Here is a 25,662-nt window from a genome sequence, read left to right as displayed (position 1 = left end):
TACTTTATAAATGAAATCAATAATTCCATTTATAAAATAATAATTCAATCCTTTCGGATTGAACTATTTAAAATTTATATGCAAGTGTTAATAATCCACTTCTTGAAGCACCTGGAGTGTATCTTCTTCCAGCATTATTCATATTTGATACATACTCTTCATCTGTTAAATTATAAATATTTAATTGATATGTTAAATTTTTATTAAATTTATAAGAAGCCATTGCATCATACACAGTATATTCATCAATTTTTTTAATTGGAGCAGTTGATGTTGTACTTGTTGTTACAGTTTGTGTTCCTACGTATCTTGCTCCAACTCCTACATTAAATACTGAAGTAAATTTATAAGTTGACCAAAGTGTAGCTGTATGCTCAGGAGAGAATCTTAAACTCAAACCTTCATTTGTTGATGTAGAATTTGTATATTCAGTATTCATTTTTGCAAGACCAGCTGTGATATTCCATTTATCTGTAATTTCTCCAACTGCACCAAATTCAATACCTTCAACCTCTTTTTCTCCATTTTGAGATGTACTTCCATCTGATTCAGTCATAGTTTCATTTTCTACAACAGTTTTATATATTGCTGTTGTTAAAGATAATCTATTATTTAATAAATCCCATTTTGTACCAATTTCATCAGTAGTTGATTTTTGTGGTTCCATATTTGGGTTATTTGCACTTGTAGTTGTTGCACTTAAAGTAAAGTTTGCTCCACCTGGTGCTAATTGTGTTGTAGCTCGTGAAATATATACACTTCCATTATCAAGTGGTTTGTAAACTAACCCTGCTTTATAACTATTTAGATTTCCTTTATCTTCTATTGTCGATGGAACTAAAGTACTTGAAACTATATCATTAGTTGTGTCATATTTATCAAATCTTCCTCCACCTGTAAAGATGAATTTTTCTCCAATATTTATTGAATCAAATAAATAAGCGCCAACAGTTGTAGTTTCTCCATCACTTTTTTGTCCAGATAATGTTAAATCACTCCAAGAAATATTAGTTGGATTATATAAACTTGAAGTTTGCGCTGTTTGAGAAGTATAATTTTTTGTAACTTGATTCTCTTTTATTAATTCTATACCTGTACTAATTTTATGTAATAACATACCAGTTTGTATTTCTGTTGTAAAATTAGATTGATTTGTCAATATTTCATTTTCTTGCCATCTTGCATGCATTGATCTTGTTACAGTATTTGCAGTAGTTGAAAAATTAAATGGAGATGTTAATAACATTTCTTGATTTGTTTTTGCATATCTTGAAGTATTTGTAAATATTGTATTATCTGATATATCTTGTTCAAATTTTATAGTAAATGTATCATTTTTTGCTTCTTCAAAATCATCAGAACTTCCATAAAATGTAGAAGTATCAGCTTTTTGTGCGCTTCCGTCTAATCCAACAGTTGGAATTCCTCCATCTGGAACATCATCTTGTTCTGTATGTTCATAATTAATAGTTGTTCTTGTAGCTGTTCCTATTCCAAATCCAACAGAACCAGCAATTCCTGTTCTATCAATTTCAACTTCATCACGACCAGCAACTTCACCATCTTGTTTCATTACATTTAATCTAACACCTGTTGTTTCATTTAGTTTTTTATTTAAATCAGCTGTTAATCTAGCATTTTTTGCTGTACTATAACCCAAAGTTCCTGCAACTTCATCTTTATTTGTAGCTGATTTTGTAACTTGATTTATGTATCCAGATGAAACACCTCTTCCATTATCAGCTCCAACTCCACCTTTTGTAACTTCAACTGCTTCTGTGTTAAATGTATCTTTACTTGAGTTTGCTAAATCTCTAATTCCATCTTTATAAATACTTCCTTGAGCATCAAACCCTCTCATATTAATATTATCTTTAGAGTTTGTATTTCCATTTTCACCAAGATTTAATGTAATACCAGGAGTATTTCTAAGAGCTTCAACTAAAGTTGTTGCTTGTTGTTCTTCCATTACTTTTTTTGTAATAACAGTAATTGTTTGAGGGGTATCAACTAAATCTTGTGTAACTTTTGATGATGATGATTTATTAACTTTATAACTATTTGAATAATCTAAATCTTCAACTCCAACAACATCAACTTTTTGTAAAACTGTTGATTCAGCTTGTAAAATAATTGGTGATGTTAATAATACAGTTGCTGTAACAACTGATGCGCCTAAATAATTTGCAGTTTTATGTTTCTTACTTGTAATATATTTATTCAATTTTTTCCTCCATGGAAAGTTTTATTCTTAAATAAATAATTTTATTTATTTATTTAATACCAGCTTACGATAAAGTAAATTTATTACTTAACTTTAAAATTGGCTGGCTATTTGTAGGAGAACTTTACTATGGCTGGCTAGATTTATTTTTGTAATTATTTTGTCAGTATTAATTTATTCGCTTTTGTGATTTTTAAGTAATAAGATTGCCCATCATGAATGATTTCAATAGTTTTTTCTTTTTCAAAAATCTCTTTTGAATCTAATTGTTTATCTTTATTTTCTTTCACTTTAATACCTATTTTCATTTACTTTATTAATAAAAGAAATAATTTATTAACGAAGTATTAATCGAATGATAATGAAGTAAAACTTAATCTTTTATAAAATTGATAATCGTTATTAAAATAATCCAAGTATAAAGTTCTATGTTAACACATAAAACGAATACTTAAATCATAAAAGAATTTTACGTATGTTGATGAGAATCTTTTAATTGAATTAAAATTTTATTACTATTTTTTGCACTAAAATAAATAGTTAATAAAAGTAAGATAAATCCAATTATAAATAATGACAAAGTAAGAGAATCAAACTCCTCTTCTTCATGTTCAGGTTTTGTTAATTTTTCTATTACGTGTGCTTTTATTGTTGATTTATCAAAATTATCACCACTTAAAAGAATTCCATCTTTTACCACTTTTTCTCCAGGACCTGCATCTAAAACTATTTGATAAGGTTCATTTGGAATTGAAATCGTTAATTCACTCTCTTGTGGTAATCTTTGTTTAAATAAAACCTCACCTGTTTTTAATGATTCAAATTTTATCAAAGCTCCAGGAATTGTCTCTCCACCTATTACAGTTACTGTATTATCTTTGTTATCAACAACATTCATCATAATTTCATGGGCGTAAATATATGAACTAATTAAAAGAAATATATATATAATTTTTTTCATAAGAATCCTTTTTTATAAATTTTTTGTCCAAAATTTTTGAACGTCAACTCTTTTTTGTGGTAATTTAATAGCAATAAAAACAAGTAAACTTCCAAAAATAAACAGAGCAATATCAACACTTAAAATACTTGTCATATCATTTTTATATAATTCTATAGGTGAAAATCCACTATTGTAGAAGTGAATTATTGGACTTAAAATAAATAAAATCCCACCTAAAAATAAAAACTCTTTTGCAGCTTGATAAGAGTTTAATCTATAAAATGACCAAGTTAAAGTGGATAACCATAAAAGAGCAAAAAGTCCTTTTTGTAATACAACTCTATTTTCCATATCAAAAGGTAAAAGCCATTGAAGAAAAAACAATAATCCAGTTGCAGGAATAACTCCTATCATTACACTTAATGATAATTTTCCCATCCATTGATAAACTGGTACTGATTCAGGTATTTTTCTTGCTTTTTTTTCTAGCCATAATAAAACACCAAAACCTAAAGCAAAAGTTGAAATACTCATAATTGTTGCTATTAAAAGTCGAGTAAAAGTATCAACTCCAAATAAAAAGTGTAAGAAAAATACACTATCATAAAATAGTCCACTCCAATGTTTATCCATTACTTTTTGTTGAGATATTAATCTTCCATCAACTCCACTTAGTGTTACACTTGGTTTGTTTGAAATACCATTTAAAAATGGCATATAAGGGTTATATCCCTCAAATTTTGCTATGGCACTTGTGTCTTGCCAATTGATAATTTTTACCATTTGAAAATCAATATTAGGATTTATTTCTTTTGCTTTTTTTAATAATTCATTTATAGCAAGCATAGGAACATTATCATTTTTCTTTTCAAGTCTAGGCTCATCTGGAAATAAAACTGGCCCTGTTAAATTCCATACTTCTGAAGTTTGTCCTTTTGAAGCTAAATATGTCATAGGTGCTGAACCATCAAATCCAATATTCATATAAGCACCCGTTAGAGTAATGATGATAAAAGGTGGAAAAACCCAAGTAAATATTTTTCTATGCCATTTTGAGAATTTTCCACTTGTTGTTTTAGTACTATTTTTATATTTTATTTTTATAATTAAAATTACTCCACCAATAACTAAAAACATTCCAGCAACCGCTGTAAAACCAAAAAGCATATATCCAAAATCTTTAAATGGTCTTCCATAATGCATATGATTTAAAAATCTAGCTAATTGAGACAATTCATCTTCATTTTCAACTTCTTGATTTGTATTTGGATTAAAAACTTTTGTTTTTACAAAATCTGTTGAGATTTTTAATGCTGGATCTTCCATATATCCTGGAAAAATAATTTCAATAGGATTAATTTTTGGATAGTCTGGATTTGATAAAACAGGGTCTATCATAGAGCTATAATCAATAGTTGTAATATCAGCAGTTTTAAAATGACGAGACGGTTTTTCCCATACTTGAATATAGGGAAGTAAAATTGCAAATATTCCAAAAAATACGGCCACATACATGATTAAAGAAAAACTTATACCTGTTGCCACATGTACTCTTTGAAGTCTTTGAGTTAATAGTTTATTGGATTCTTTTTCTACGTTTTCGTTCATTTTTTACCTTAAATATTATATAAAATAGCTATTAAAATTGTAAATATTAAAGTTGGAATTACAACTCTCAATATTGCACTTAATTTTGTAGGAGAAATACTTATCCACAAAGCTATCATTGCCCAAGCCATGGTATTAAAAAGTAATGGAACAATTATAGATTCACCAGGAATTCCTGGAATTATATAAATTAATAGAGTCATCCCAAGATAAGATACAAGTAATCCTCCAAAAATAGCACAGAGAGTTCTAAATAATCCTATTTTTTTTCCAGATTGTTCTGGGGTTGATAAAGTTTTTATTAAATTTTTCATTTTTTTCCTATGTATAAAAAGAGACTTTTAAAATCTCTTTTTTAGAATTCTACTTTCATAGAAAATGCAATATTTCTTGGAGTTCCAAGTGTTTCTGTTGATGCCCAATAATCTTTATCAGTTAGGTTTGCAACATTTAGACGAAATGTTGTAGGATAATTACTAACTTTTGTTTTATATCTAGCTCCTGCATCAAATAAAGTAACACCTGGTATTTTGTCAGTATTTGCAGAATCGACATTTTTTTCACCTGTATAATATGCTCCACCAGTTAAAGTTACTCCTTTAATATTTGCTAAATCATATTCAGCATAGATTTTTGCAAGTTTTGAAGCTACACCTGTTGGCTCCTTACCTTTTAAAGCAGCATCATTACTATCTTCAATACTTAAATCCATATATGTTCCACCAGTCATAACAGTTAATCTATCAGTAACTTTTCCTGTAACTGTTAACTCTATTCCTTCATGTACTTCTAAACCATCTTGAACATAAGTTCCAAATTCTGTTCCATCATCTGAATATTGATTTGATTTTTCAATCCTAAATAGAGCAGTACTTAATAAAACTTTTTCAGTAAATGCGTATTTTGCTCCAACTTCATATTGTTTACTAACAAGTGGGTCTAATATTGCATTTGCATTTTTGTAAGTATCTCCAACTATTGTTCCTTGTTCTAAAGATTCAATATAAGTAGTGTATGTTGTTAAGTTTTCTATTGGTTTATAAATCAAAGATACAGTTGGTGTAATAGCTGTTTTATCGTATTCAGCTGTTTTATTACCCGTTGAACTATAACTTGTAGTTTCAATATTTGAACGATTAAATCCAGCCAAAATAGACCATTGATTATTAAAAATTATCTCATCACCCAAAATTATATTAGTGTTTGCAGAATCTGATGATTTATATTTATTTCCTTTTCCATATGTTCCTATATTTGGTTCTGAGGAATTAATATAATCATACATATTAGAGTTAGTAAATCTTCTATTTATAAAAGAATCAACATATTGTTCACTTTTATATTTATCTGCTGAAATTCCCATTGTAACTTTGTGTTCTATTCCTTTTGTATCAAAACTTGCATCTAAATAAGAGTATATTCCATCTGCAGTTTGATATTGAGGAGCGGATTTTGTTACTCCCCAATCGAAGTTTCCATTACCATACATATAATAATAAGTTTTGATTGATTCTATTTCATCTTCTTTATGTAAATAAGCACTTCTTAATGTAAAAATATCATTAATATTCCATGTTGCATTTAAACCTATTCTATTTGATTGTGTTTCATTATAGGTCCAATTGGGCGAATATTGTTTACTTGCATCAAAAGCTGCTGGCATATCCATATTACGGAAAAAAGTACGTGGGATAATTCCATCTAATCTATAATGTTGGTGTGCAGCTTCTACTTGAAGTAATAAATTATCATTTACTTTCCAATCAATTGCTCCACTAATTAACTCTTTTTCTACACTTTGCCCAGCAATTTCAGTATCGCCATCTGTATATGCAGCATTTAATCTATAAGCGAATTTACCTTTTTCATCAATTGGCCCACCTACATCAATATGCCCAAAATATTGTCCACCACCATAATTTCCTATGGTTACATTTGTAATTTTTGTTGAAGTTGGTCTCTTTAAAACATAATTACTTGTTCCTCCAACATTCCCAACCCCATACATAAAACCAGTTAATCCACTAATTGTTTCAATTCTTTCCATCTCTTCCATACTTACATTATATAAGTATCCACCCATGCTCATTCCATCTAAAATAGCAGTTTCATTACTGAATCCTCGATAAGTAACCCATGGAGTATTCCATACAGATACAGAATCTTGAGTTCCAATTAATGGATTAATTTTATAAATTTGATTTATATCTCCAGCTACAGTATTTTCAATTAACTCTTTAGGCATTACAGTCATAGAATAAGGAGTATCTTGCAGTGATTTTGTTCCCCAAGGACCTACTTGTTTTACTTCTTCAACCAAATATCCATATTCAGCTGAACCATTTTGAATATTTTCTTTTACTGTTACCTCTTCAAGTAAGGTATCTGTATTTTCAGCTAAAAGTTGAGCACTAAAAATCATTGATACACAAAAAGATAATGGAATTATTTTTCTTTTTATATTTTTCATTCTATATTTCCTTTGTCAATTAGAATTCTACTTTCATAGATAAAGCTATATTTCTAGGTTCACCAAAAGATGTTGAACTTCTCCAATACTCTTTATTAGTTAGATTTGTAACATTAACGATATAGGTTGTTGGATATTTATCTAATTTAGTTTTATATCTGAATCCTCCATCATAAACTGTATAAGATGGAATAACCTCTGTATTTGCTGCATCTCTATATGATTTTCCTGTCCAATACGCTCCACCTGTTACTGCTAAACCTTGAACCATAGGAATATTATATTCTGCATATAGTTTTGCCATTTGAGAAGCAGTATCTGTTGGTTTTTTCCCTTCATTTGAATTTGCTTTATCTATTTCTAAATCCATAATTGTTCCACCAGTTACAACTGTAAGATTATCAGTTAATTTTCCAGTTACCGTTAGCTCTAAACCTTGATGAATTACTAATCCATCTTGCGTTAAAATTGGTTTTGAAGAAGTTTGTTCTTCATAAGAATTTGCTTTTTCTATTCTAAATAAGGCTGAACTTAAAAGTAAATTTTGAGAAATAGAGTATTTTGCTCCAACTTCATATTGTTTACTTACATAAGGGTCGAAAATTTCTCCAGCATTTGAATATAAATCTCCAACAATAGTACCACTTTCTAAAGATTCCATATATGTTGTGTAAGTTGTTAAATCTTCAAATGGTTTATAGATTAAAGATATACTTGGTGTTGTATCTTTTGCATCATATCCACCAGTTTTTTCACCACTAATATTGTAATTCTTTTCTTCAACTTCTGCATAATTAAATCCAACTAATGCACTCCATTGGTCATTAAATCTTATATCATCACCAACCATAAGATTTGTTTTTTCATTACGACTAGATAAATAAGTTTTATTATTAGCACTACCGATATAAGTTGGTTTTGATACATTATTTAATTGGTTTAATGTATAGTTACCTAAATTAACCCATTCCCAAGCACCCTCAATACTATTAGCTTTCGTTTTATTTCCAGAACCACCAATTGTTAAAGTATGTTCAATTCCAAAAGTATCAAAATCAATATCTGTATAAACATAAGCACCTTGAGTTGTTGATGTCTGAGGCCAAGCCCTATAATAGTTAAGTCTGTATGTTCCATCATAATTATCATATACGTAAGACATAGACATATCATTTTCATGTTCAAGATGGATATATCCAGTTCTAAGTTTTACATTGTCATTAATCTGCCATAAAGATTTAAATCCAAGTCTATCTTGTGAAGTATCAGAAAATGTCCAATCAGGTGAATATCCTTGTTTTGGGTCTAAAATACTAGCTGATTGATTACTAGAAAACGAAGCAGTTAATTTATCTGTTTTATTCTCTTTATGCGAAGCATCAAATGTTAAAAGTAAATCATCAGTTACTCTCCAATCTAATGCTCCTGTAATTAATTCTCTGTCTATATTTTGGTCTTTGATAGAAGTCTCACCATTTTGTTTTAAAGCATTTAATCTATAAGAGAATTTTCCTTTTTCATCAATCTTTCCGCCTAAATCAGCATGGATATAAGCTGCTTCATTTCCAGTACTTCCAATAGTTAAATCTGTAATTCTTTCTAATGTTGGTTTTTTTGTTACATAATTAACTGCACCTCCAACATAACCCACACCATATAAAAACCCTGTTAAACCATTTAGTACTTCTACTCTTTCAAGTTCTTCAGTAGTAATACCCTCTACCCAAGAAAAGGGAATACCATCTAATATATGATTTCCCGATACATCAAATCCTCTTATATTCATATTTGGAGTATTCCAACTATGTGAAGAAGTAGAAGTTGTTTTTACTTGTACAACTGGATTCATTTTAAAGATTTGGTCAATTCCACTTGCAGTGTTTTCTATCATATCTTGTGAAACTATGCTCATTTGATAAGGAGTATCTTGTAAACTTCTTTTATCCCAAAGCCCGATTCCAGTTGTCTCTTTCACCACATATCCATTTTCAGCAGTTCCATTTTGCGCAGTTTCTGAAACATTAACCTCTTCAAGTAAGGTATCTGTATTTTCAGCTAATAATTGGCTTCCTAAAATCATTGATAGACAAAGTGATAATGGAATTATTTTTCTTTTTATGTTTATCATTTATGTTTCCTTCATATTTTAATTATGATAATTAGTCTCATTAATAGGCGAATTATTTCCACATTTAACTTAATTCACTCTGATTATAAATGCCATCATGACAAGGTATTTGTTTTTTTAAAAAACTATAAAAATTAGCCATTTTTTAGCCATTTTTTTTATATATACTGCCACCATGACAAGAATGAAAAATAAAAATATCATTTCAAATAGAATAAAAATTGAAACTTCTCAACTGAAAAAAATTTGCTTCTTTTTTTCGAAAGATTTCACAGCAAGTCAAACATCTGAAGAGTTGAAAATAAGTAGACAAACAATAAATAGTTACTACAAAATATTCAGAGAGATTCTATTTGATTCTTATATTTATTTAAAAAAAGATGAAATCAATTTAAATATTACTTATATGAGAATATATGAAAAAAATATTTATTTCTTAGAAAAGAAAAATGAGATTTTTTTATTAGATAAGGAAAATCTAATTTTTCCTAATATAAATAATTTCATACAAAATAAGATAGAACAAACTTTAGTAAACAACAAAAAAACTAATTCTGTAAGAGTTATTTATAATAAATATACTAAAAATTTCACGATTTTAGGTTTTTATAGTGGAAATACTAATGTACAAAATTTTGTTGACACTCGTTTAAAAAAATTTAGAGGCATAAAAAAAGAGAATTTACACAATCACATCAAAGAATCATTTTTTAGGTTTAATAATCCAAATGTACAAATATACGAAAAGATATTAAAACATTTCAAGATATTGTAATTTCTAATTCTATAAAGGCAAATATCACTCCATGTATAAAATAATCAATTTTTTTTTAAAAAATTCTCACCTAAATCACACAATATTAGTCTTTATATTAATCTTAGGAATTTTTTCATATTTTAAAATTCCAAAAGAAATCTTCCCTTCAACTGAACTTGAAATGATAGAAGTTGAGGGTTCATATAGTGGAGCTAGTGCTGATAATTTAAACAATTTTGCAGTTACAGAGATTGAAAATGAAATTAACTCTATTTCTGGTTTAGGGAAAATAAACTCATTTATACATTCAGGATATTTTTCTATTGAAATTGAACTACAAGATGGTGTTGATAAAATTGAAAAAATCAATGAAATAAAAGATGCCATTAGTGCTGCAAAAAGATATTTTCCTTCTGATATGACAGAACCTACTGTTCGAAGTATTGATTATGGTTGGTCATTATTAACAGTTTCTTTAAACTCTTCAAAATATGACCAAAAAGAGTTAATTAAAATTGCAAATAATCTACGAACATCTTTAATGCAGATTGAGCATATTAGTAAAGTCAATAATTATGGAGATGCTGATTTACAGATTGATTTGATTTTAGATAATAAAAAAATTAATATGTATGGACTAAATAGTTCAGCCATTATTGATGCAATATCCCAGTTATCTTATATTTATCCTGTTGGGAATATTGAACAAACGGGTAATCACATCTATTTGAGTGCTCAAAATAATAAATTCAATGAGGAGTTTTGGAAAAATAGTGTTATAAAAATAGATGATAAAAAAGTTTATTTAAGTGATATTGCTAATATTTCTATTGATTATCCACAAAAAGAGACTATTGCTAGACTTAATGGTGAAAATACTATAACTTTACGTATTTATAAAGATAAATATGGAGATAGCATCAAAATTGTAGAAAATATTAAAGAGTTATTAGCAAAAACTGAACAAAACAATTCTGATATATCATTAAGTATTTCAAGGGATAACTCAAGTCCAATTCAAGAAAGAATTAAAACTATCCTTGCAAATATTGTTTTAGGACTTATTTTAGTTGGACTTGCAATGTATGTACTAATAAGTCCAAGGCTTTCATTTGTAATTATTTTAGGAATTCCTTTTTCTTTTATTATCTCTTTATTATTCATTGAACTAATGGGTTACAGTTTAAATATGGTATCAATGATGGCGATGTTAATTGCATTAGGTATCGTTGTAGATGATGCAATTATCATAAGTGAAAATATTCAAAGATACCTTGATGAAGGTTATAAGATAAATGATGCTGTATTAAAAGGTACAAAACAGATGATTGCACCTGTAATAATCGCAGGATTAACAACTATTTTTGCCTTTTTACCAATGTTATTTATAAGTGGAGAAATGGGACTTTTTATGAAGCTTATTCCTATTGTAATATCTTGTTTAATAATCTCTTCAATTCTTGAATCATTTTTATTTTTGCCTTTACACTCTAAACAGATTTTAAAAGCAAATGAAAAACAATTGGATTGGACAAAACTTTATGACTTTTATGAAACTGTTTTACATAAAGTTATTGAATATAAAAAAAGCTTCTTAATCACTTTTTTTATAACTATTCCTATTTTTTCTATTTTACTTATTCAAAGTAGTAGATTTCAGCTTTTCCCTGATATGGATTCAAACAATATTAAATTATCAATTAAACTTGAAGATTCAATTCCAATTGAAATAACTAATCAAATTGCAAAAAAATATGAAAAAGTTTTGATGGAAAGTTCAAAAGAGATTTATATAAAAAACATAAGTACAACAGTTGGATTTTATGAAGATATAACTGATTCTAGTGAAACAATTGAAAATGGTTTTACTATTTTATTAGAACTAGAAGACTTTAGAGAAGAAAACTTTTTAGAAAATTATATTAACCCTATTTTAAATCTTAGTTTCGATTTTCAAAGAGTTAATAAAATCAGATTAATCTCTTCAAATCAAGCAATAAATGCAATAAGAGATTTAGTTAGTCCTTTATTAAAAGAAGATAATGCTATTGAGCATAATATTACAACTCACCGAATTGGTGGAGTAAAAACTGATATTGAACTTCTGTTAAATAGTGCAAATAGTACTTTATTACTTCAAACTATTAAAGAATTAAAAGAAAAACTTAACACTATTAATGGAGTTAAAGATGTAAGTGATAATACGATTCTTGGACAAAGTGAATATAAGTTTATTATCAACTCTTATGGTAAACAACTTGGATTAACAGATGAAAATATCGCAAAAGCAATTAGCAACTATTTTTTAGAAAAAGAACAAACTAACACTTTTAATGAAGATGGAATAATCAAGATAATCACAAAATCAGCATATAAAGATAATTTTACTGAATTAAAAAACTTTTATATTCCCCTTGATAATAATCAATTTGTTCGTTTCCAAGAAGTTGTTGAGTTTAATATAGAAAGAAATTTTGAAGAGATTGAAAAAATAAATGGACAGATTTACAAAAAAGTATTAGCAAATGTTGATAACAATATTATTAACGCAAGTGAAGTATTAAAAGAGCTTGAAAATATTATAACTGTAAGTAAAGAAAAAGGCATAAATATTGAGTTTGGAGGAGAAAAAGAGAAAAGTGAACAAATGGCATTTGATTTAATCAAAGCTTTTTTAGTATCTTTATTTTTGATTTTTATTACTTTATTAGTGATTTTTCCATCTTTTAAAAGTTCATTTATTATTCTTTCTGTTATTCCTTTTAGTATTTTAGGTCCAATTATTGGGCATTTTATAATAGGAATTAATCTAAATTCTCAATCAATGATAGGAATGTTAGGACTTGCAGGTGTTGTTATTAATGATGGAATTATTATGTTAGATTTTTTACATCATACAAGAACAAGAAAAGATTTCTTTGAAAAAGCAAGACTTAGAGTTCGACCTATTTTAATCACATCAATTACAACAATGTTAGGATTATTTACTTTAATTTTCTTTCCAACAGGAGAATCTGTGATGCTCCAGCCAATTGCTGTTTCATTGGGATTTGGCATTTTATGGGGAACTATTTTAAATCTAATTTATGTTCCTGCGCTTTTTGCAACTTTATTTAAAATCAAGGATTAAAGAAATGAGATATTTTTTCTTATTAGTACCAATTTTTTTATTTGCTAATAATTATATAGCAAAAATCGAACCAAAAGATGAATTTAGTATTTATGCAAATACAAGCGGTGAAATTGTTTTTCTTGATAAAAATAAAGAGATGAGTTTTGTAAATGGCGTAATTGTAAAAATTGATAATATTTTAGAAAAAGAGAATTTGAATCTTTATCAAACTCAAGTAAAACTTTACAATGAAAAACTTACTATTTTAGAAAATTATTACAATAAATATAAAACTATTACAGGAAAAAGTGATTATGAAAAAGATGCTAAATATATGGAGATTATTGAGTTAAAAAATAGTATTAAAAATCTTGAACTTTCAATTGCAAATACAAAAGATATTTTAAGTAAAAAAGAGATTACTTTAAACAACTTATATCTAAAAGAGTTCCTTGTAAATAAGTTTGATTATGTAAATGCAGGAACAAAAATCGCAACAGCTTATGATATTAGTAGTGCAAAACTTGTAATTTATTTAAATAGTGAAGATTATAAAAACATCAAATCAAAAGAGATTTTTTTAGATGGACAAAAATCAAATGCAAAATTAAAACGACTTGATATTACTCCTGATAAAACTTTTATTTCAGCATATAAAGCTGAAATTGAAATTGATTCAAAAGATTTTGGGCAAAGTATTAATGTGGAGTTTAGATAATGAAAAGATTTTTTCTACTGAGTTTACTAACAATAAGTGTTTTTGCAAAGGAAGAGCCAAACTCTGTTTTATCACCTTTAAAAAATGAGATAAAAGAACTTAAAATAAAAAGTACTGAAGAAAAACAAAAAGTAAATCAATACGATTGGTTAAGTGATATTGATTTAAGTCTTAGTCAAAATAAAGATAATGAAAATGAAAAAAGTAAAGATTATTCTTTAAGTTTGAGCCAAGAAGTATATAATTTTGGAGGAATTTCAGCCAAAATAGATTATGCAAATTATCTATTTAAGCAAGAGTCTTTAAAAATACAAATGGACAATCAAGATGATTTATATTTGTTATATAGCAATATTGTAAATCTATTAATAAATAATCTTACTATTAAACAAAATATCTTAAATAGTAAAAATAAAGAGATTGAAGTTAATATAAAAAAATCTCAATATAAAAATGGTGAAAGTGATATTAGTGAATTAAACGATGCAATTATGTCAAAAAATCTTCTTGAAGATACAAAAATGGAATTAATACTTGAAAAAGTAAAATATCAAAATGAGATAAAAAAACTAACGCAATATGATGTTTCAGATATTGATTTTCCAAAGGTTTCACTTCTTAATAAAGAGGAGTTTTTGGCTAACTCTTCACAAAAAAGATACACGCAAATTGAATCAAAAATTAGTCAAACACAATATCAAAAAACAAAAAGTAGTTATTTACCCTCTTTAAAAATAAATGGATCTGCTGGATATAATAATTCAGATACAACTAATAATCTTGATGACTATTATAAATATGGAGCAAGTATTAGCATTCCATTGAGTTACACCTCTTCAAATGATATTCAACAATCAAAATTAATATTTTTAAAAAATAAAAAAGAGGAAGATTTAACTTATATTGAATTAGAAAATACTTATGAAACCTCTTATGAAACTATAAAACAATATGAAAAAAGAATTAATTTAGCTCTAAATGATATTAAACTTTATGAAGAATTATTACAATTAAATCAAGAAGAATATAATGCAGGATTTAAAGCAATCGAAGATGTAGATACTTTAAAAAATTCAAAAGAAATAAGATTATTAGATATTGAAAAATATAAGCTGTATATTAAAAAAGAGATTTTATTTTTGTATTTTCAAATCTCTTAATTTAATAAAATTCTTCATTTATTTAATTTTACTAAATCTCTATTCATATCAATAAAGTCATTATAGTTTTATATTATATATTTTAAATAATAATTTCAAAACTAAATGATTTAGTTTACAAAAATAATTTTTATTTAGAAGATAAAAGCTTACTATATTAAATATGGTTTCATTTTTAATGTTTCATTTAAAAGCTTTAAAGTATACTCATTTTTTAAACTTTCTTTATATTCAAATTTAATAAAAAATAATTTTTAAGAAATAAATTTTATCTTTTTCATATTTGAAATAACAATTTCCTTCTTCATTTAAAAAGATATCTTTACTTAGCCAAGATAAGATAATTTCCACCTTTTCATAAGATTCTTTAAACCATTATGCATTCAAAATGTTTTTTTTAATGTAATTTAAATAATTTTTGAAACTCATAATATAAAGTTTGTTGATAAATAAATATAATTGTATTTTTTTCATATTTTATATTAATAGATTAAACAAAAAAAACAAAAAAAATCAATTGGAAGATTAATAGAAAGATAAGATAAGATAAGATAATAACTTTTAAAAGCGATAAAGATTATCAAAAAGGGTAGGAGAAAATGGATTTTTTAAAAGATTTAAAAGTTAAATCAAAATTAATGTTAATTTTGATTGTGTTTACAGTTGTTGCTGTTGTTATATCATGGAAAGGTTTATCAACATCTTCTTTATTAAATGATGAAATTACTAGTATTATCGATACTAATGTTCCTAGAATACAATATGCAAATGAAATTACAATTGCATTAATGACGATGCAAAGAATAGAAAAGAATGCAATACTAGCAGAAACCGAAGAAGAAACTCAAAAATATATTAGTAGATTTAAAGAATCAGTAGATAGATTCAATGAAATGGCTAAAAAATTAGAAGAAGTAGCTTCTGTTGAAGGTAAGAAGCAATTAGAAAAATGCATAGATAGTAAAAATGAATATGAAAAAGTTGCAAATAAAATATTTGAACTAACTTTAGCAAAAAATAATACCCAAGCAATTTTAATTTCTCAAACAGATGGAAGAGAAAAAGTAGATAATTGTGAAATGCTTTTGAATAAACTTATCCAGATAAATAAGGAAATGTTAAAAGAGAAAGATGAAATTACTAATAAATTATACGAAACATCTAGAAATATAATAATTGCAATATCAATTATTGGTATTTTAATTACAATAGTTTTATCATTATTGATTTCTTCTATTCTAGTAAAAGCATTAAATACATTTAAAGAAGGCTTATTTAGTTTCTTTTCTTATTTAAATAGAGAATCTTCAACTGTTCAATTAATAAATCTAAATTCAAAAGACGAATTTGGAGAAATGGCAAGAATAGTAAATGAGAATATAGAAAAAACACAAAAAGGAATAGAAGAAGATAGAAAATTAATTGATGAAACAATTGCTGTTTTAGGAGAATTCGAACAAGGTGATTTATGTCAAAGATTAAATTTAAACGTAGATAATCCAGCATTAATGGAATTAAAAGCAGTATTAAATAAGATGGCAAATAATCTTGAAAATAATATAGATAATGTATTAAAAGTGTTAGAGCAATATAGTAAATATAATTATTTAAATAAAATAGATAAAAAAGGATTAAAAGAGCACCTATTAAACTTAGCAAATGGTGTAAATACATTAGGTGATTCAATAACAGAAATGTTAAAAGAAAATAAGATAAATGGATTAACTTTACAAAGTAGTTCAACTATACTTTTATCAAATGTTGATAAATTAAATTTAAGTTCAAATGAGGCAGCAGCATCTTTAGAAGAAACAGCAGCAGCTCTTGAAGAGATAACTTCAAATATAAGAAATACCACTGAAAACATAGCAAAAATGTCAAAATTATCTGGTTCTGTAACAAACTCTGCAAATGAGGGAGAAAAATTAGCAACTCAAACAACTCAAGCAATGGATGAAATAAATACACAAGTAAATGCAATAAACGAAGCAATAAGCGTAATTGACCAAATTGCTTTTCAAACAAATATACTTTCATTAAATGCAGCAGTAGAAGCAGCAACAGCAGGAGAAGCTGGGAAAGGCTTTGCCGTAGTTGCAGCAGAAGTACGAAATCTAGCTTCAAGGTCAGCAGAAGCTGCAAAAGAGATAAAAGCAATAGTTGAAAATGCAACAACAAAAGCGAATCAAGGAAAAGATATAGCTAATAATATGATAAGTGGATATAAAGAGTTAAATCAAAATATTTCACAAACAATAAATCTAATACAAGATATTGAAATGTCAAGTAAAGAACAATTAAGTGGAATTGAACAAATAAATATGGCAGTAACTCAATTAGACCAACAAACACAACAAAATGCGAATGTTGCAGCTCAAACAAATGACGTTGCAATAACTACAGATGAAATAGCAAACTTAATTGTAAATAATGCTGATGAAAAAGAATTTGATGGGAAAAAAGAAGTTAAAGCTAAAAATATAAATAGGAACGAAAATCAAAGCGTTAACAAAATACAAAAAAAAACTTCAGCTAAAATAGATGATGTAGCATGGGAAAATTTTTAACTAAATCAGTAAAATAACCTCTGGTAATCACTTCTAGCCTAAATTCTCACTTTGTAGATTTTTCCGTAATTTCACTGAAAAATATGCGAAGTTGAGAATAAATATTACTCCAATTTTTATTATTGGTCGAAATTGATTCTAATAATATTATTTGTTAACTCTTTCTTTATGGATTTCTCCCCAAAGATATAGTTGTTTTATTATTGGTTTTAGAGTTTCTCCATATTTTGTCAAAGAGTATTCCACTTTTGGAGGAACTACTGGATAAACTTCTCTGTGAATAATTCCATCCTCTTCTAGCTCTCTTAATTTTTGAATTAACATCTTTTGAGTTGTTCTTGGAAGAAGTTTTTGAAGTTCATTAAATCTTTTTGTTTCACTTCGTAAATACCATAAAATCAATATCTTCCACTTTCCTGCAAGTACATCTAAGGCTGTTTCAACTGGACATTTTTCTACTTTTAAATCTTCATTATTCTCACTCATTTATTTCCTTAGTATCTTTTTAGATAGTATATATCTTAAAAGTAAGTTCTTGCTATTAAATACAATTTTAACTAAAATCAAAGCATAAGTAAATAAAGGATTAATATGAAAGCATTTATAGTAGAAAAAATAGAAGATAAAAAATTTATATCAGGTATAAAAGAAGTTGAAATTCCAGCAATACAAGAGAATGAAGTTTTAATAAAAACTACTTATTCATCTTTAAATTATAAAGATGCTCTAAGTTCAGTTGGAAATCCAGGTGTTACAAAAAACTTTCCACATATTACAGGAATTGATGTGGCAGGTATAATTGAAAAGTCAAATTCTACTGAGTTTGAAGTAGGTGAAAAAGTTCTAGTAACTGGATATGATTTAGGGATGAACACAAATGGTGGACATTCTGAATATGTGAAAGTTCCTGCATCTTGGGTAGTTAAAATGCCTCAAAATATTAGTGATAAAGAGATTATGACTTATGGAACAGCTGGATTAACAGCTGCTTTAAGTGTAAATGAGCTTTTAAAAAATGATATTACAAGTGGAAATATTTTAGTTACTGGTGCAACTGGTGGAGTGGGAAGCATCGCTGTTTCAATCTTAAATAAATTGGGATTTAACGTAACTGCAATATCAGGGAAAGAAGAGAAAATTGATTTTTTAAAATCTATTGGTGCAAGTGAAGTAATTTTAAGAAAAGATTTTGATGTGCAAAATAAAAGACCCATGGGAAGTGAAAAGTATGACGCTGTAATTGATACAGTTGGAGGAAATATTTTAGCTGAGGCTTTAAAACAAATAAAATATGATGGAGTTGCTACTTGTTGTGGATTAACTTCATCTTTTGAATTAATCACAAATGTCTTTCCATTTATTTTAAGAGGAGTTAGATTAATAGGAATTGATTCAGTTGAGTGTAAAAAAGAGAAAAAAGTAGCAGCTTGGGAAAAAATATCTAATGAATTTAAAATTGATAACTTAGATGAATTAACAACTCAAATAGATTTAGATGAAATTAAAGAGGCTTTAAATTCTTTATTAGCAGGTAATGCAGTTGGTAGGTACTTAGTGAAAATTTCATAATAAATTTTAATTAAAAAATAGTTACTATTCTAATCTATAGTAACTATTTTATAACCTATTTTAGAAAGATTTTCCAAACATTTTACTGGAAGTTTTTTTCTTAAATTTCTAGCAACCGAACGAATTGCATCTTCGCTCATAAAAGAGTCATTCCAAACAATTGCTTGTATAGTTTCATAAGTAACTGTTTGGTTATTACATTCACATAATAAACATAATAAATCTAACTCTTTATTTGTAAGTTTCACTTCTTCTTCATCTTTTATTAGCTTTTTATTTAAAAAATCAAAATAACAACTTTTTGAAAAATATTTCATATTAGTTTTATTGTCATTTCTAATTTTTTTTACACATTGACTTAATACAGGATATATAGTTTCATGACGAATTGGTTTTATCAAATATTTTACAAGTCCTAACTCAATAGCTTCAAGTAAATAACTTGTTTGGGTATAAGCGCTAAGAACCACAATATTTGTATGATTGTTTTTTTCTCTAATTTTTTTAATCATTTCTAAACCATTTAATTTTGGCATATTTATATCTGTAATTATTATGTGAGGTTTTTCTGACTCAATTATTTCAAAAGCCTCAAAAGCATCTTTTGCTTCATAAACCTCATCAAATAATCTTTTTAAATAAGATATTGCATTTACTCTTATATTTTCTTCATCTTCAACAAATAAGATTTTTATATTTTTAAATTCATTTTTACTCATAATGAAATTATACTAGAAAAAATATAAATTATGATAATTACTATTAATATTAATTTAAAAATATGTATAATCACCAAATGAAAAAACTATTAATCTTAATTTTATTCTTAAGTAATCTATATGGTCAATATTATATACAAAATTACATAGCAGAAGATCATACTAATTTTAAAGAGGCTTTTTACGAAGAGTATAAAAATAAACAGTTAAAAGAGTTTACAATAAAGTTTAAAATCGACTTAGAAAAAGTTCAAAATAAAACTAACTATTTAACTATTATTTCAGATAAAAGCTCCCTTGTTTTTGCAAATATAAAATATGAAATAATTAATGACATAATAGTTGTAAAATTAGATAAAAACCAAAATAATGAACTACTTTTTAAATACATTTATGATCATCCAAAAAGAGTAGAATTTCGTTGGAATAGTATTTCAGATTTTGAATATACATATTTATTAAAATATGAAGGTATTTTATATGGAGTATCTTACGGAATAATATTTTGTGCCTTTTTATACTATATTATTATTTATTTTTCGACTAAAATGAGATGTTTTTTATACTATTCTTTAATGCAATTTTTTGTTCTTTTATCTTTAATTGGATTTGTATATTTTAGTTATTTACCTTATCCAACATCAACTGCTCAAGCAATCGTTGATATTTGTGAAACTCTTAGTTTTTTGTTTACTCTTTTATTTGCACAAAGTATTTTAAATACAAAAGAAGAAATGCCTAAAATGCACAACTTCATAAACCTTTTTATTCTTTTAAATATTTTAGATGTAATTGCAATATTTTTCTATAAGTACTCAATTTTGTATAACTATTTACCTTTTTACATAGGATTTTTAGTTCCTACCTTTGCAGGTTTTATAGCTATTTTAAAAGGAGATAAATATGCAATTATTTATACTATTGGCTGGTTAGTTGTATCAATATTTATCTATATTGCAGAAGATTGGCAAATTACTCCAATAAGTGGAATATATGTTATTCATATAGGTGCACCTTTCGAATCACTTATTTTTAGTTTTGCTTTGGGTTATATGTTAAAGATATTAGTAAATGAAAAAAATGAAAAAGAGAAACTTTTAATTCATCAAAGTAAATTAGCTTCTATGGGAGAAATGATAAATAATATTGCCCATCAATGGAGACAACCTTTAACCCATTTAGGTTTTATAAATATGAATTTACAATTAGCCTATGAAGATAATCCTATTGATAAAAAATATTTAAAAGAAAAGATCATTGAATCAAATGCTCAGTTGGATTTTATGTCAAAAACTATTGATAATTTTAGTGATTTTTATCTCTTAAATAAACAAAAAGAACTATTTTTAATAAGTAATGCAGTTAAAAAAGCTCTTGATATTATGGAGCCTATTTTTGAAAACAATAAAATTGAGTTTAAATTTAATGTCATAAAAGATAAACAAATTAATGCTTATGAAAATGAATTTTCCCAAGTAATTTTAAATCTTCTAACAAATGCAAAAGATATTTTACTTTCAAGAAATATTGAAAATCCACAAATTACTATAACAATTGATGAAAAAAATGATTTATCAGTTACTTCAATTTTTGATAATGCAGGTGGAATAGAAAATAAATATCAAAATAAAATATTTGAGCCATATTTTACAACGAAACAAAAAGGTAGTGGAATTGGTCTTTATATGTCAAAAATGATAATTCAGTCTCACTTTAAAGGCAAAATAAAAGTTTTAAATACAAACAAAGGTGCTTGTTTTAGTATTGAAGTATGAAACAGCAGAAAATTCTGCTGTTTTATTTTTAGTTTTCTTTGGAATTTTTCATAAGATTAACATACCAATCTTCTGTTATATCTTCTAGTTCTAAATCTTTTAAAACGATTTCCAATTCATCACCTCGCATATTTAACTCTTCAATTTTTTCATCAGGGATAAACAAAACTTCAACACAATAATCAAATAATTGTTCTTCACAATCAACATCGTGCATTCCCCATCCCTCTTCAAACTCATCAATTAAAAAGTACTTCTCTAGCTCTTTCATATAATCTAAATCCTTGTTTTATAAAGTGGGTTTTATCATATTTTCTGGTTTTACATAAGAATCAAACTCTTCTTGAGTTAAAATCCCAAGATTTACTGCTTCTTGTTTAAGTGTTGTTCCATTTTTATGAGCTGTTTTTGCTATAAGTGCTGCTTTTTCATATCCTATATATGGATTTAGTGCAGTTACAAGCATTAGTGAATCATTTAAATATTTATTGATATTTACTAAATTAGGTTCTATTCCAACTGCGCAATTATCATTAAATGCAAGCATTGTATCACTTAAAAGTCTAATTGACTGCAAAATATTTAATGCAATTACAGGTTTGAACACATTTAATTCAAAATTCCCTTGACTAGCAGCTACACTAACTGTTGTATTATTTCCCATAACTTGAACAGCAACCATTGTCATAGCTTCGCTTTGAGTTGGATTTACTTTTCCAGGCATGATTGAACTTCCTGGTTCATTTTCAGGAATATTTAGCTCACCAATTCCACATCTAGGACCTGAAGAAAGCCATCTTATATCATTTGCGATTTTCATAAGATTTGAAGCAAGTGCTGTTAAAACTCCACTTAAAACTACTTCTGCATCGTGAGCTGTTAGAGCATGAAATTTATTTGGATGAGATTTGAACTCATATTTTGTTCCAGTTAAAATATTTAATACCTCACTAACCATTGGTGAAAAATTTGGATGAGAATTTAATCCCGTTCCAACAGCAGTTCCACCAATTGCCAATTCTACAAGATATTTCATACTATCATCAATTTGATTTAAGGCTTTATCTAACATTTCAACATAGGCAGAAATCTCTTGTCCAAGAGTTAAAGGCGTTGCATCTTGAAGATGTGTTCTTCCAATTTTTACAATATTTTCAAACTCTTTTGATTTATTTTCAAAAGTTGTTTTTAAAACATTTATTGCAGGAATTAATCTTTTTTGAATATCTAAAACAAAAGCAATTCTCATAGCAGTTGGATAAGTATCATTTGAACTTTGTCCCTTATTTACATCATCATTTGGATGAATAAGCTTTTCAACTCTAAAATCTTTTCCTAAATTTTGCGTTGCTCTTGCTGCTACTACTTCATTTACGTTCATATTTGACTGAGTTCCTGAACCTGTTTGCCAAACAACTAAAGGGAATTCATCTGATAATTTTCCTTGAATAATTTCATCACAAGTTACACAAATAGCATCTGTTTTAGTTTTATCTAATCTATCTAATTTATTATTTACAATTGCGCATGCTTTTTTTAAATATGCAAAACCTTCAATAATTTCTTTTGGCATTTTTTCGTCACCAATCGGGAAATTTTCTAAACTTCTTTGTGTTTGTGCACCCCAATATTTGTCATTTGGAACTTTTATTTCACCCATTGTGTCTTTTTCTATTCTAAAATTCATTTCTTTTTCCTATTATTGATATAGATTATCATTATTATATATATTATCTTAATTGTTATTTAATTTTTTTACTTTTTGGGAATATATTACTAAAGATATGAAAAAAACAAAAGAACAAAAAAAGATAAAAAAATTTTTATAATTAGAATATCTATTATAAAGTAAATTATCACCAATTTTTGCGATAATATAAAAATTCTCGGGAGGAATAGTTATAATTTGATTATCTTTTGATAATAAAAATTCCATTAAAACTTGATTATCTTTGATTGAGACGATTTTTATTTGATTTAGAAATTTTTCTTTATTTGTTTTAGATTCTAAAATTTCAATTTTGATATTTTTCTCATCAATTATTGATATATTTAATTTTGAAGTCTCCTTTTCATGAGAAAAACAATAAACTAAAAAAATTAAATTTATTAGAAATATTTTTTTTAACATTTTAAATCCTTCTATAATCAAAGTTAGATAAAAAATTTAAATCTATTTTCTTTGAAATAACAAATAGAATTAAAGAGACTGAAATTAAAACTAAATCTACATAAAATACTACATCTACATTTTTTATAAAGCTATTCCAAATAAAAATATTTGTTTGAAATCCATGTATAAAAATTGAAAAGAAAAAGAAAAAACTACTTAGGTATAAATTTATCTTTATTATTCTTGAAATTTTATTTTCCCAAAAACTATATAAAAGTAATAAAAAAAATAAACTATAGAACATACCTTTCATTATTAAATCTTTTTCAAGAAAACTATTTAGGATTAAATAATGAATAAAAAATAGAAATGAACTACAAGTAATTGAGCCAAAAATTATTGTTAAAATTATTCTATTTAAAAAATTTACCCATTTGAAATCTCCAATATTATGTAACTTCTTTTGTGCCCAAATCATGTAACCAAATGCCAAAGAAACACAAAGAGATAAACCTAAAATAAAAAATAAAACTCTAATTAAGAAAGTTTCATCAGGCATAAAATGTAAAAAATAAAAAATAGATAAAGCTTTTTTTATACCATGAGTTTCTTCTAAATTTGTTTTAGAAAACACTGTTCCATCAATACTATTTAACACTATATTTACTCTATTCACATTTCCTGTTATTGCTCTATTATCATATAAATATCCACTAAACATCGTTTGAGAATTATCTTTTTTATAGTTGTAAATATTTATGTTTGTAATCACTAAGTTTTCATAATTTGTTTTCGCAAAAGCTTGCAATAAAGAAAGGCTTAAAGGTTCAATTATATTTTCACTCTTTTTTACTAATTCATTTTGTTTAAAAATGATTGGTGCAACTACTTTTCTAAGATTAGTTTCTTTATTATCTGTTGCACTTAAAACAAAAGGTTTCGAACTAAATAACATAACTCCAATAAAAGCGCCTGTTAAAGCAAATATCAATAAAAAAGGAATTACCAATAAACCTAAATTTTTATGCCATTTAATCCAAAATCTTTTATCTGATTTTTTTTCTTCTTTTATTTTCTTTTTATTAAATAAAAAAAGTAAAATAGCACTAAAAATCAGAAATAATACTCCAATAGAGGCTAATCCCATTAAAAATTGTCCAATTACTGGAATATTTTCTCCAAAATGAAGTTCATTGAAAAACTCACTTACATTTGTATATTCATAAAAAGTATCTAATTCTTCATTTGTATTTGGATTTAAATATATTGAAGATTGATCTTTTGTTGATATTTTTATTCTAGGGTCTTTAAAACTTGGAGGAATTATTTCAATATTTTTATCATCTAATTTATATTTATTTATTATTTCATCTAATTTATTATCAATATTAAATCCATAATCAACTGTTTTTTCTATATGTTTTGAAGGAAGTTCCCAATAACTAATATAAGGTAAAAAAAATGTCAAACTGCCAAAGTAAGAACTAATATAAAAAAGAAATATACAAAATAATCCTACAATTGTATGAGCGCGCAAAAGAAATTTTATATTTAACTTTTCCATTAAATAACTCCTTTTAAAAATACAATTATTAGATAAATAATTATTAGGTATAAAATCTTTTTTATGATTTCGAAATATGTTTTATTAAAAAGTAACCAAGTAGCTATTAAAGTAATTAGTATAGGTGTTATTATCATTGGAGGAATAGTTTTATAAGCAAAATCTGCAAAAATTATTGAAGAAATCAAAGACATTATTAGAAAACTACTGATAAAACTGCCTATACAGGAAATGA

General features: G+C 26.1%; 20 protein-coding genes. 7 read left to right on the top strand and 13 right to left on the bottom strand.

The genetic code is table 11. The features are described from left to right. Nucleotides 1-67 precede the first annotated feature (67 nt). From AVENP_RS03070 to AVENP_RS03040, 7 genes are all read right to left on the bottom strand, one after another. The gene (locus AVENP_RS03070) at nt 68-2,224 is read right to left on the bottom strand and encodes a TonB-dependent siderophore receptor (RefSeq protein ID WP_128357660.1); all 2,157 of its coding nucleotides are present in this window, start codon (nt 2,222-2,224) and stop codon (nt 68-70) included. A 155-nt stretch (nt 2,225-2,379) separates the two neighbouring features. Continuing rightward, nucleotides 2,380-2,514, bottom strand: coding sequence for a hemin uptake protein HemP (gene hemP, locus AVENP_RS03065; protein ID WP_204514116.1), 135 nt, complete (start codon nt 2,512-2,514; stop codon nt 2,380-2,382). Between the two features lie 179 nt (nt 2,515-2,693). Continuing rightward, the gene (locus AVENP_RS03060) at nt 2,694-3,185 is read right to left on the bottom strand and encodes a hypothetical protein (protein ID WP_128357662.1); all 492 of its coding nucleotides are present in this window, start codon (nt 3,183-3,185) and stop codon (nt 2,694-2,696) included. Between the two features lie 12 nt (nt 3,186-3,197). Continuing rightward, nucleotides 3,198-4,775, bottom strand: coding sequence for a PepSY-associated TM helix domain-containing protein (locus AVENP_RS03055; RefSeq protein ID WP_128357663.1), 1,578 nt, complete (start codon nt 4,773-4,775; stop codon nt 3,198-3,200). Between the two features lie 8 nt (nt 4,776-4,783). Further along, on the bottom strand, nt 4,784-5,089 hold the full coding sequence (locus AVENP_RS03050; protein WP_128357664.1) for a hypothetical protein: 306 nt from the start codon (nt 5,087-5,089) through the stop codon (nt 4,784-4,786). Nucleotides 5,090-5,130: 41 nt separating this feature from the next. Next, nucleotides 5,131-7,245: a TonB-dependent siderophore receptor gene (locus AVENP_RS03045; protein ID WP_128357665.1), complete on the bottom strand. Its 2,115-nt coding sequence runs from the start codon at nt 7,243-7,245 to the stop codon at nt 5,131-5,133. A gap of 19 nt (nt 7,246-7,264) precedes the next feature. Then, complete coding sequence (locus tag AVENP_RS03040; RefSeq protein ID WP_128357666.1) at nt 7,265-9,373, bottom strand: TonB-dependent siderophore receptor; 2,109 nt, start codon at nt 9,371-9,373, stop codon at nt 7,265-7,267. A 184-nt stretch (nt 9,374-9,557) separates the two neighbouring features. On the opposite strand from AVENP_RS03040, the gene AVENP_RS03035 reads away from it, so the two are divergent. From AVENP_RS03035 to AVENP_RS03015, 5 genes are all read left to right on the top strand, one after another. Beyond that, entirely contained in the window at nt 9,558-10,148 is a 591-nt protein-coding gene (locus AVENP_RS03035; protein ID WP_153802227.1) for a hypothetical protein, read from the top strand. Nucleotides 10,149-10,179: 31 nt separating this feature from the next. Continuing rightward, on the top strand, nt 10,180-13,260 hold the full coding sequence (locus tag AVENP_RS03030; RefSeq protein WP_128357668.1) for an efflux RND transporter permease subunit: 3,081 nt from the start codon (nt 10,180-10,182) through the stop codon (nt 13,258-13,260). Nucleotides 13,261-13,264: 4 nt separating this feature from the next. After that, a complete protein-coding gene (locus tag AVENP_RS03025) occupies nt 13,265-13,960 on the top strand; it encodes an efflux RND transporter periplasmic adaptor subunit (RefSeq protein WP_128357669.1) in 696 nt (231 codons plus the stop codon). Beyond that, nucleotides 13,960-15,120, top strand: a complete 1,161-nt coding sequence (locus AVENP_RS03020; RefSeq protein WP_128357670.1) for a TolC family protein — start codon at nt 13,960-13,962, stop codon at nt 15,118-15,120. The genes AVENP_RS03025 and AVENP_RS03020 overlap by 1 nt, the downstream gene beginning before the upstream one ends. A 599-nt stretch (nt 15,121-15,719) precedes the next feature. Beyond that, on the top strand, nt 15,720-17,687 hold the full coding sequence (locus AVENP_RS03015) for a HAMP domain-containing methyl-accepting chemotaxis protein (protein WP_128357671.1): 1,968 nt from the start codon (nt 15,720-15,722) through the stop codon (nt 17,685-17,687). Between the two features lie 147 nt (nt 17,688-17,834). On the opposite strand, the gene AVENP_RS03010 is transcribed toward AVENP_RS03015, so the two are convergent. Beyond that, complete coding sequence (locus tag AVENP_RS03010) at nt 17,835-18,173, bottom strand: winged helix-turn-helix transcriptional regulator (RefSeq protein ID WP_128357672.1); 339 nt, start codon at nt 18,171-18,173, stop codon at nt 17,835-17,837. A 105-nt stretch (nt 18,174-18,278) separates the two neighbouring features. Here AVENP_RS03010 and AVENP_RS03005 point away from each other — a divergent pair, with 105 nt between their 5' ends. Beyond that, nucleotides 18,279-19,256, top strand: coding sequence for a YhdH/YhfP family quinone oxidoreductase (locus AVENP_RS03005; RefSeq protein WP_128357673.1), 978 nt, complete (start codon nt 18,279-18,281; stop codon nt 19,254-19,256). Between the two features lie 29 nt (nt 19,257-19,285). Here the strand turns inward: AVENP_RS03005 and AVENP_RS03000 are convergent, their stop codons facing one another. Continuing rightward, nucleotides 19,286-19,975 (bottom strand): response regulator, encoded by a 690-nt coding sequence (locus tag AVENP_RS03000; RefSeq protein WP_128357674.1) that lies wholly within the window; start codon nt 19,973-19,975, stop codon nt 19,286-19,288. Between the two features lie 77 nt (nt 19,976-20,052). Between AVENP_RS03000 and AVENP_RS02995 the strand changes: the two genes are divergently transcribed. Continuing rightward, nucleotides 20,053-21,750: a sensor histidine kinase gene (locus AVENP_RS02995; RefSeq protein WP_128357675.1), complete on the top strand. Its 1,698-nt coding sequence runs from the start codon at nt 20,053-20,055 to the stop codon at nt 21,748-21,750. Between the two features lie 28 nt (nt 21,751-21,778). Here the strand turns inward: AVENP_RS02995 and AVENP_RS02990 are convergent, their stop codons facing one another. From AVENP_RS02990 to AVENP_RS02975, 4 genes are read right to left on the bottom strand one after another with little or no spacing between them, the layout of a single operon-like run. After that, a complete protein-coding gene (locus AVENP_RS02990; protein WP_128357676.1) occupies nt 21,779-22,021 on the bottom strand; it encodes a hypothetical protein in 243 nt (80 codons plus the stop codon). Between the two features lie 18 nt (nt 22,022-22,039). Continuing rightward, nucleotides 22,040-23,437 carry a class II fumarate hydratase gene (gene fumC / locus AVENP_RS02985; RefSeq protein WP_128357677.1) on the bottom strand — a complete coding sequence of 466 codons (1,398 nt, stop codon included), beginning with the start codon at nt 23,435-23,437 and terminating at the stop codon, nt 22,040-22,042. A 48-nt stretch (nt 23,438-23,485) separates the two neighbouring features. Next, nucleotides 23,486-23,881 carry a hypothetical protein gene (locus tag AVENP_RS02980; RefSeq protein ID WP_128357678.1) on the bottom strand — a complete coding sequence of 132 codons (396 nt, stop codon included), beginning with the start codon at nt 23,879-23,881 and terminating at the stop codon, nt 23,486-23,488. A gap of 1 nt (nt 23,882) precedes the next feature. Further along, nucleotides 23,883-25,427 carry a PepSY-associated TM helix domain-containing protein gene (locus AVENP_RS02975; RefSeq protein ID WP_128357679.1) on the bottom strand — a complete coding sequence of 515 codons (1,545 nt, stop codon included), beginning with the start codon at nt 25,425-25,427 and terminating at the stop codon, nt 23,883-23,885. Between the last annotated feature and the right edge of the window lie 235 nt (nt 25,428-25,662).

The organism is Arcobacter venerupis, from assembly GCF_013201665.1.
Taxonomy (GTDB): domain Bacteria; phylum Campylobacterota; class Campylobacteria; order Campylobacterales; family Arcobacteraceae; genus Aliarcobacter; species Aliarcobacter venerupis.
This window is presented reverse-complemented; position numbering and strand designations above follow the sequence as displayed.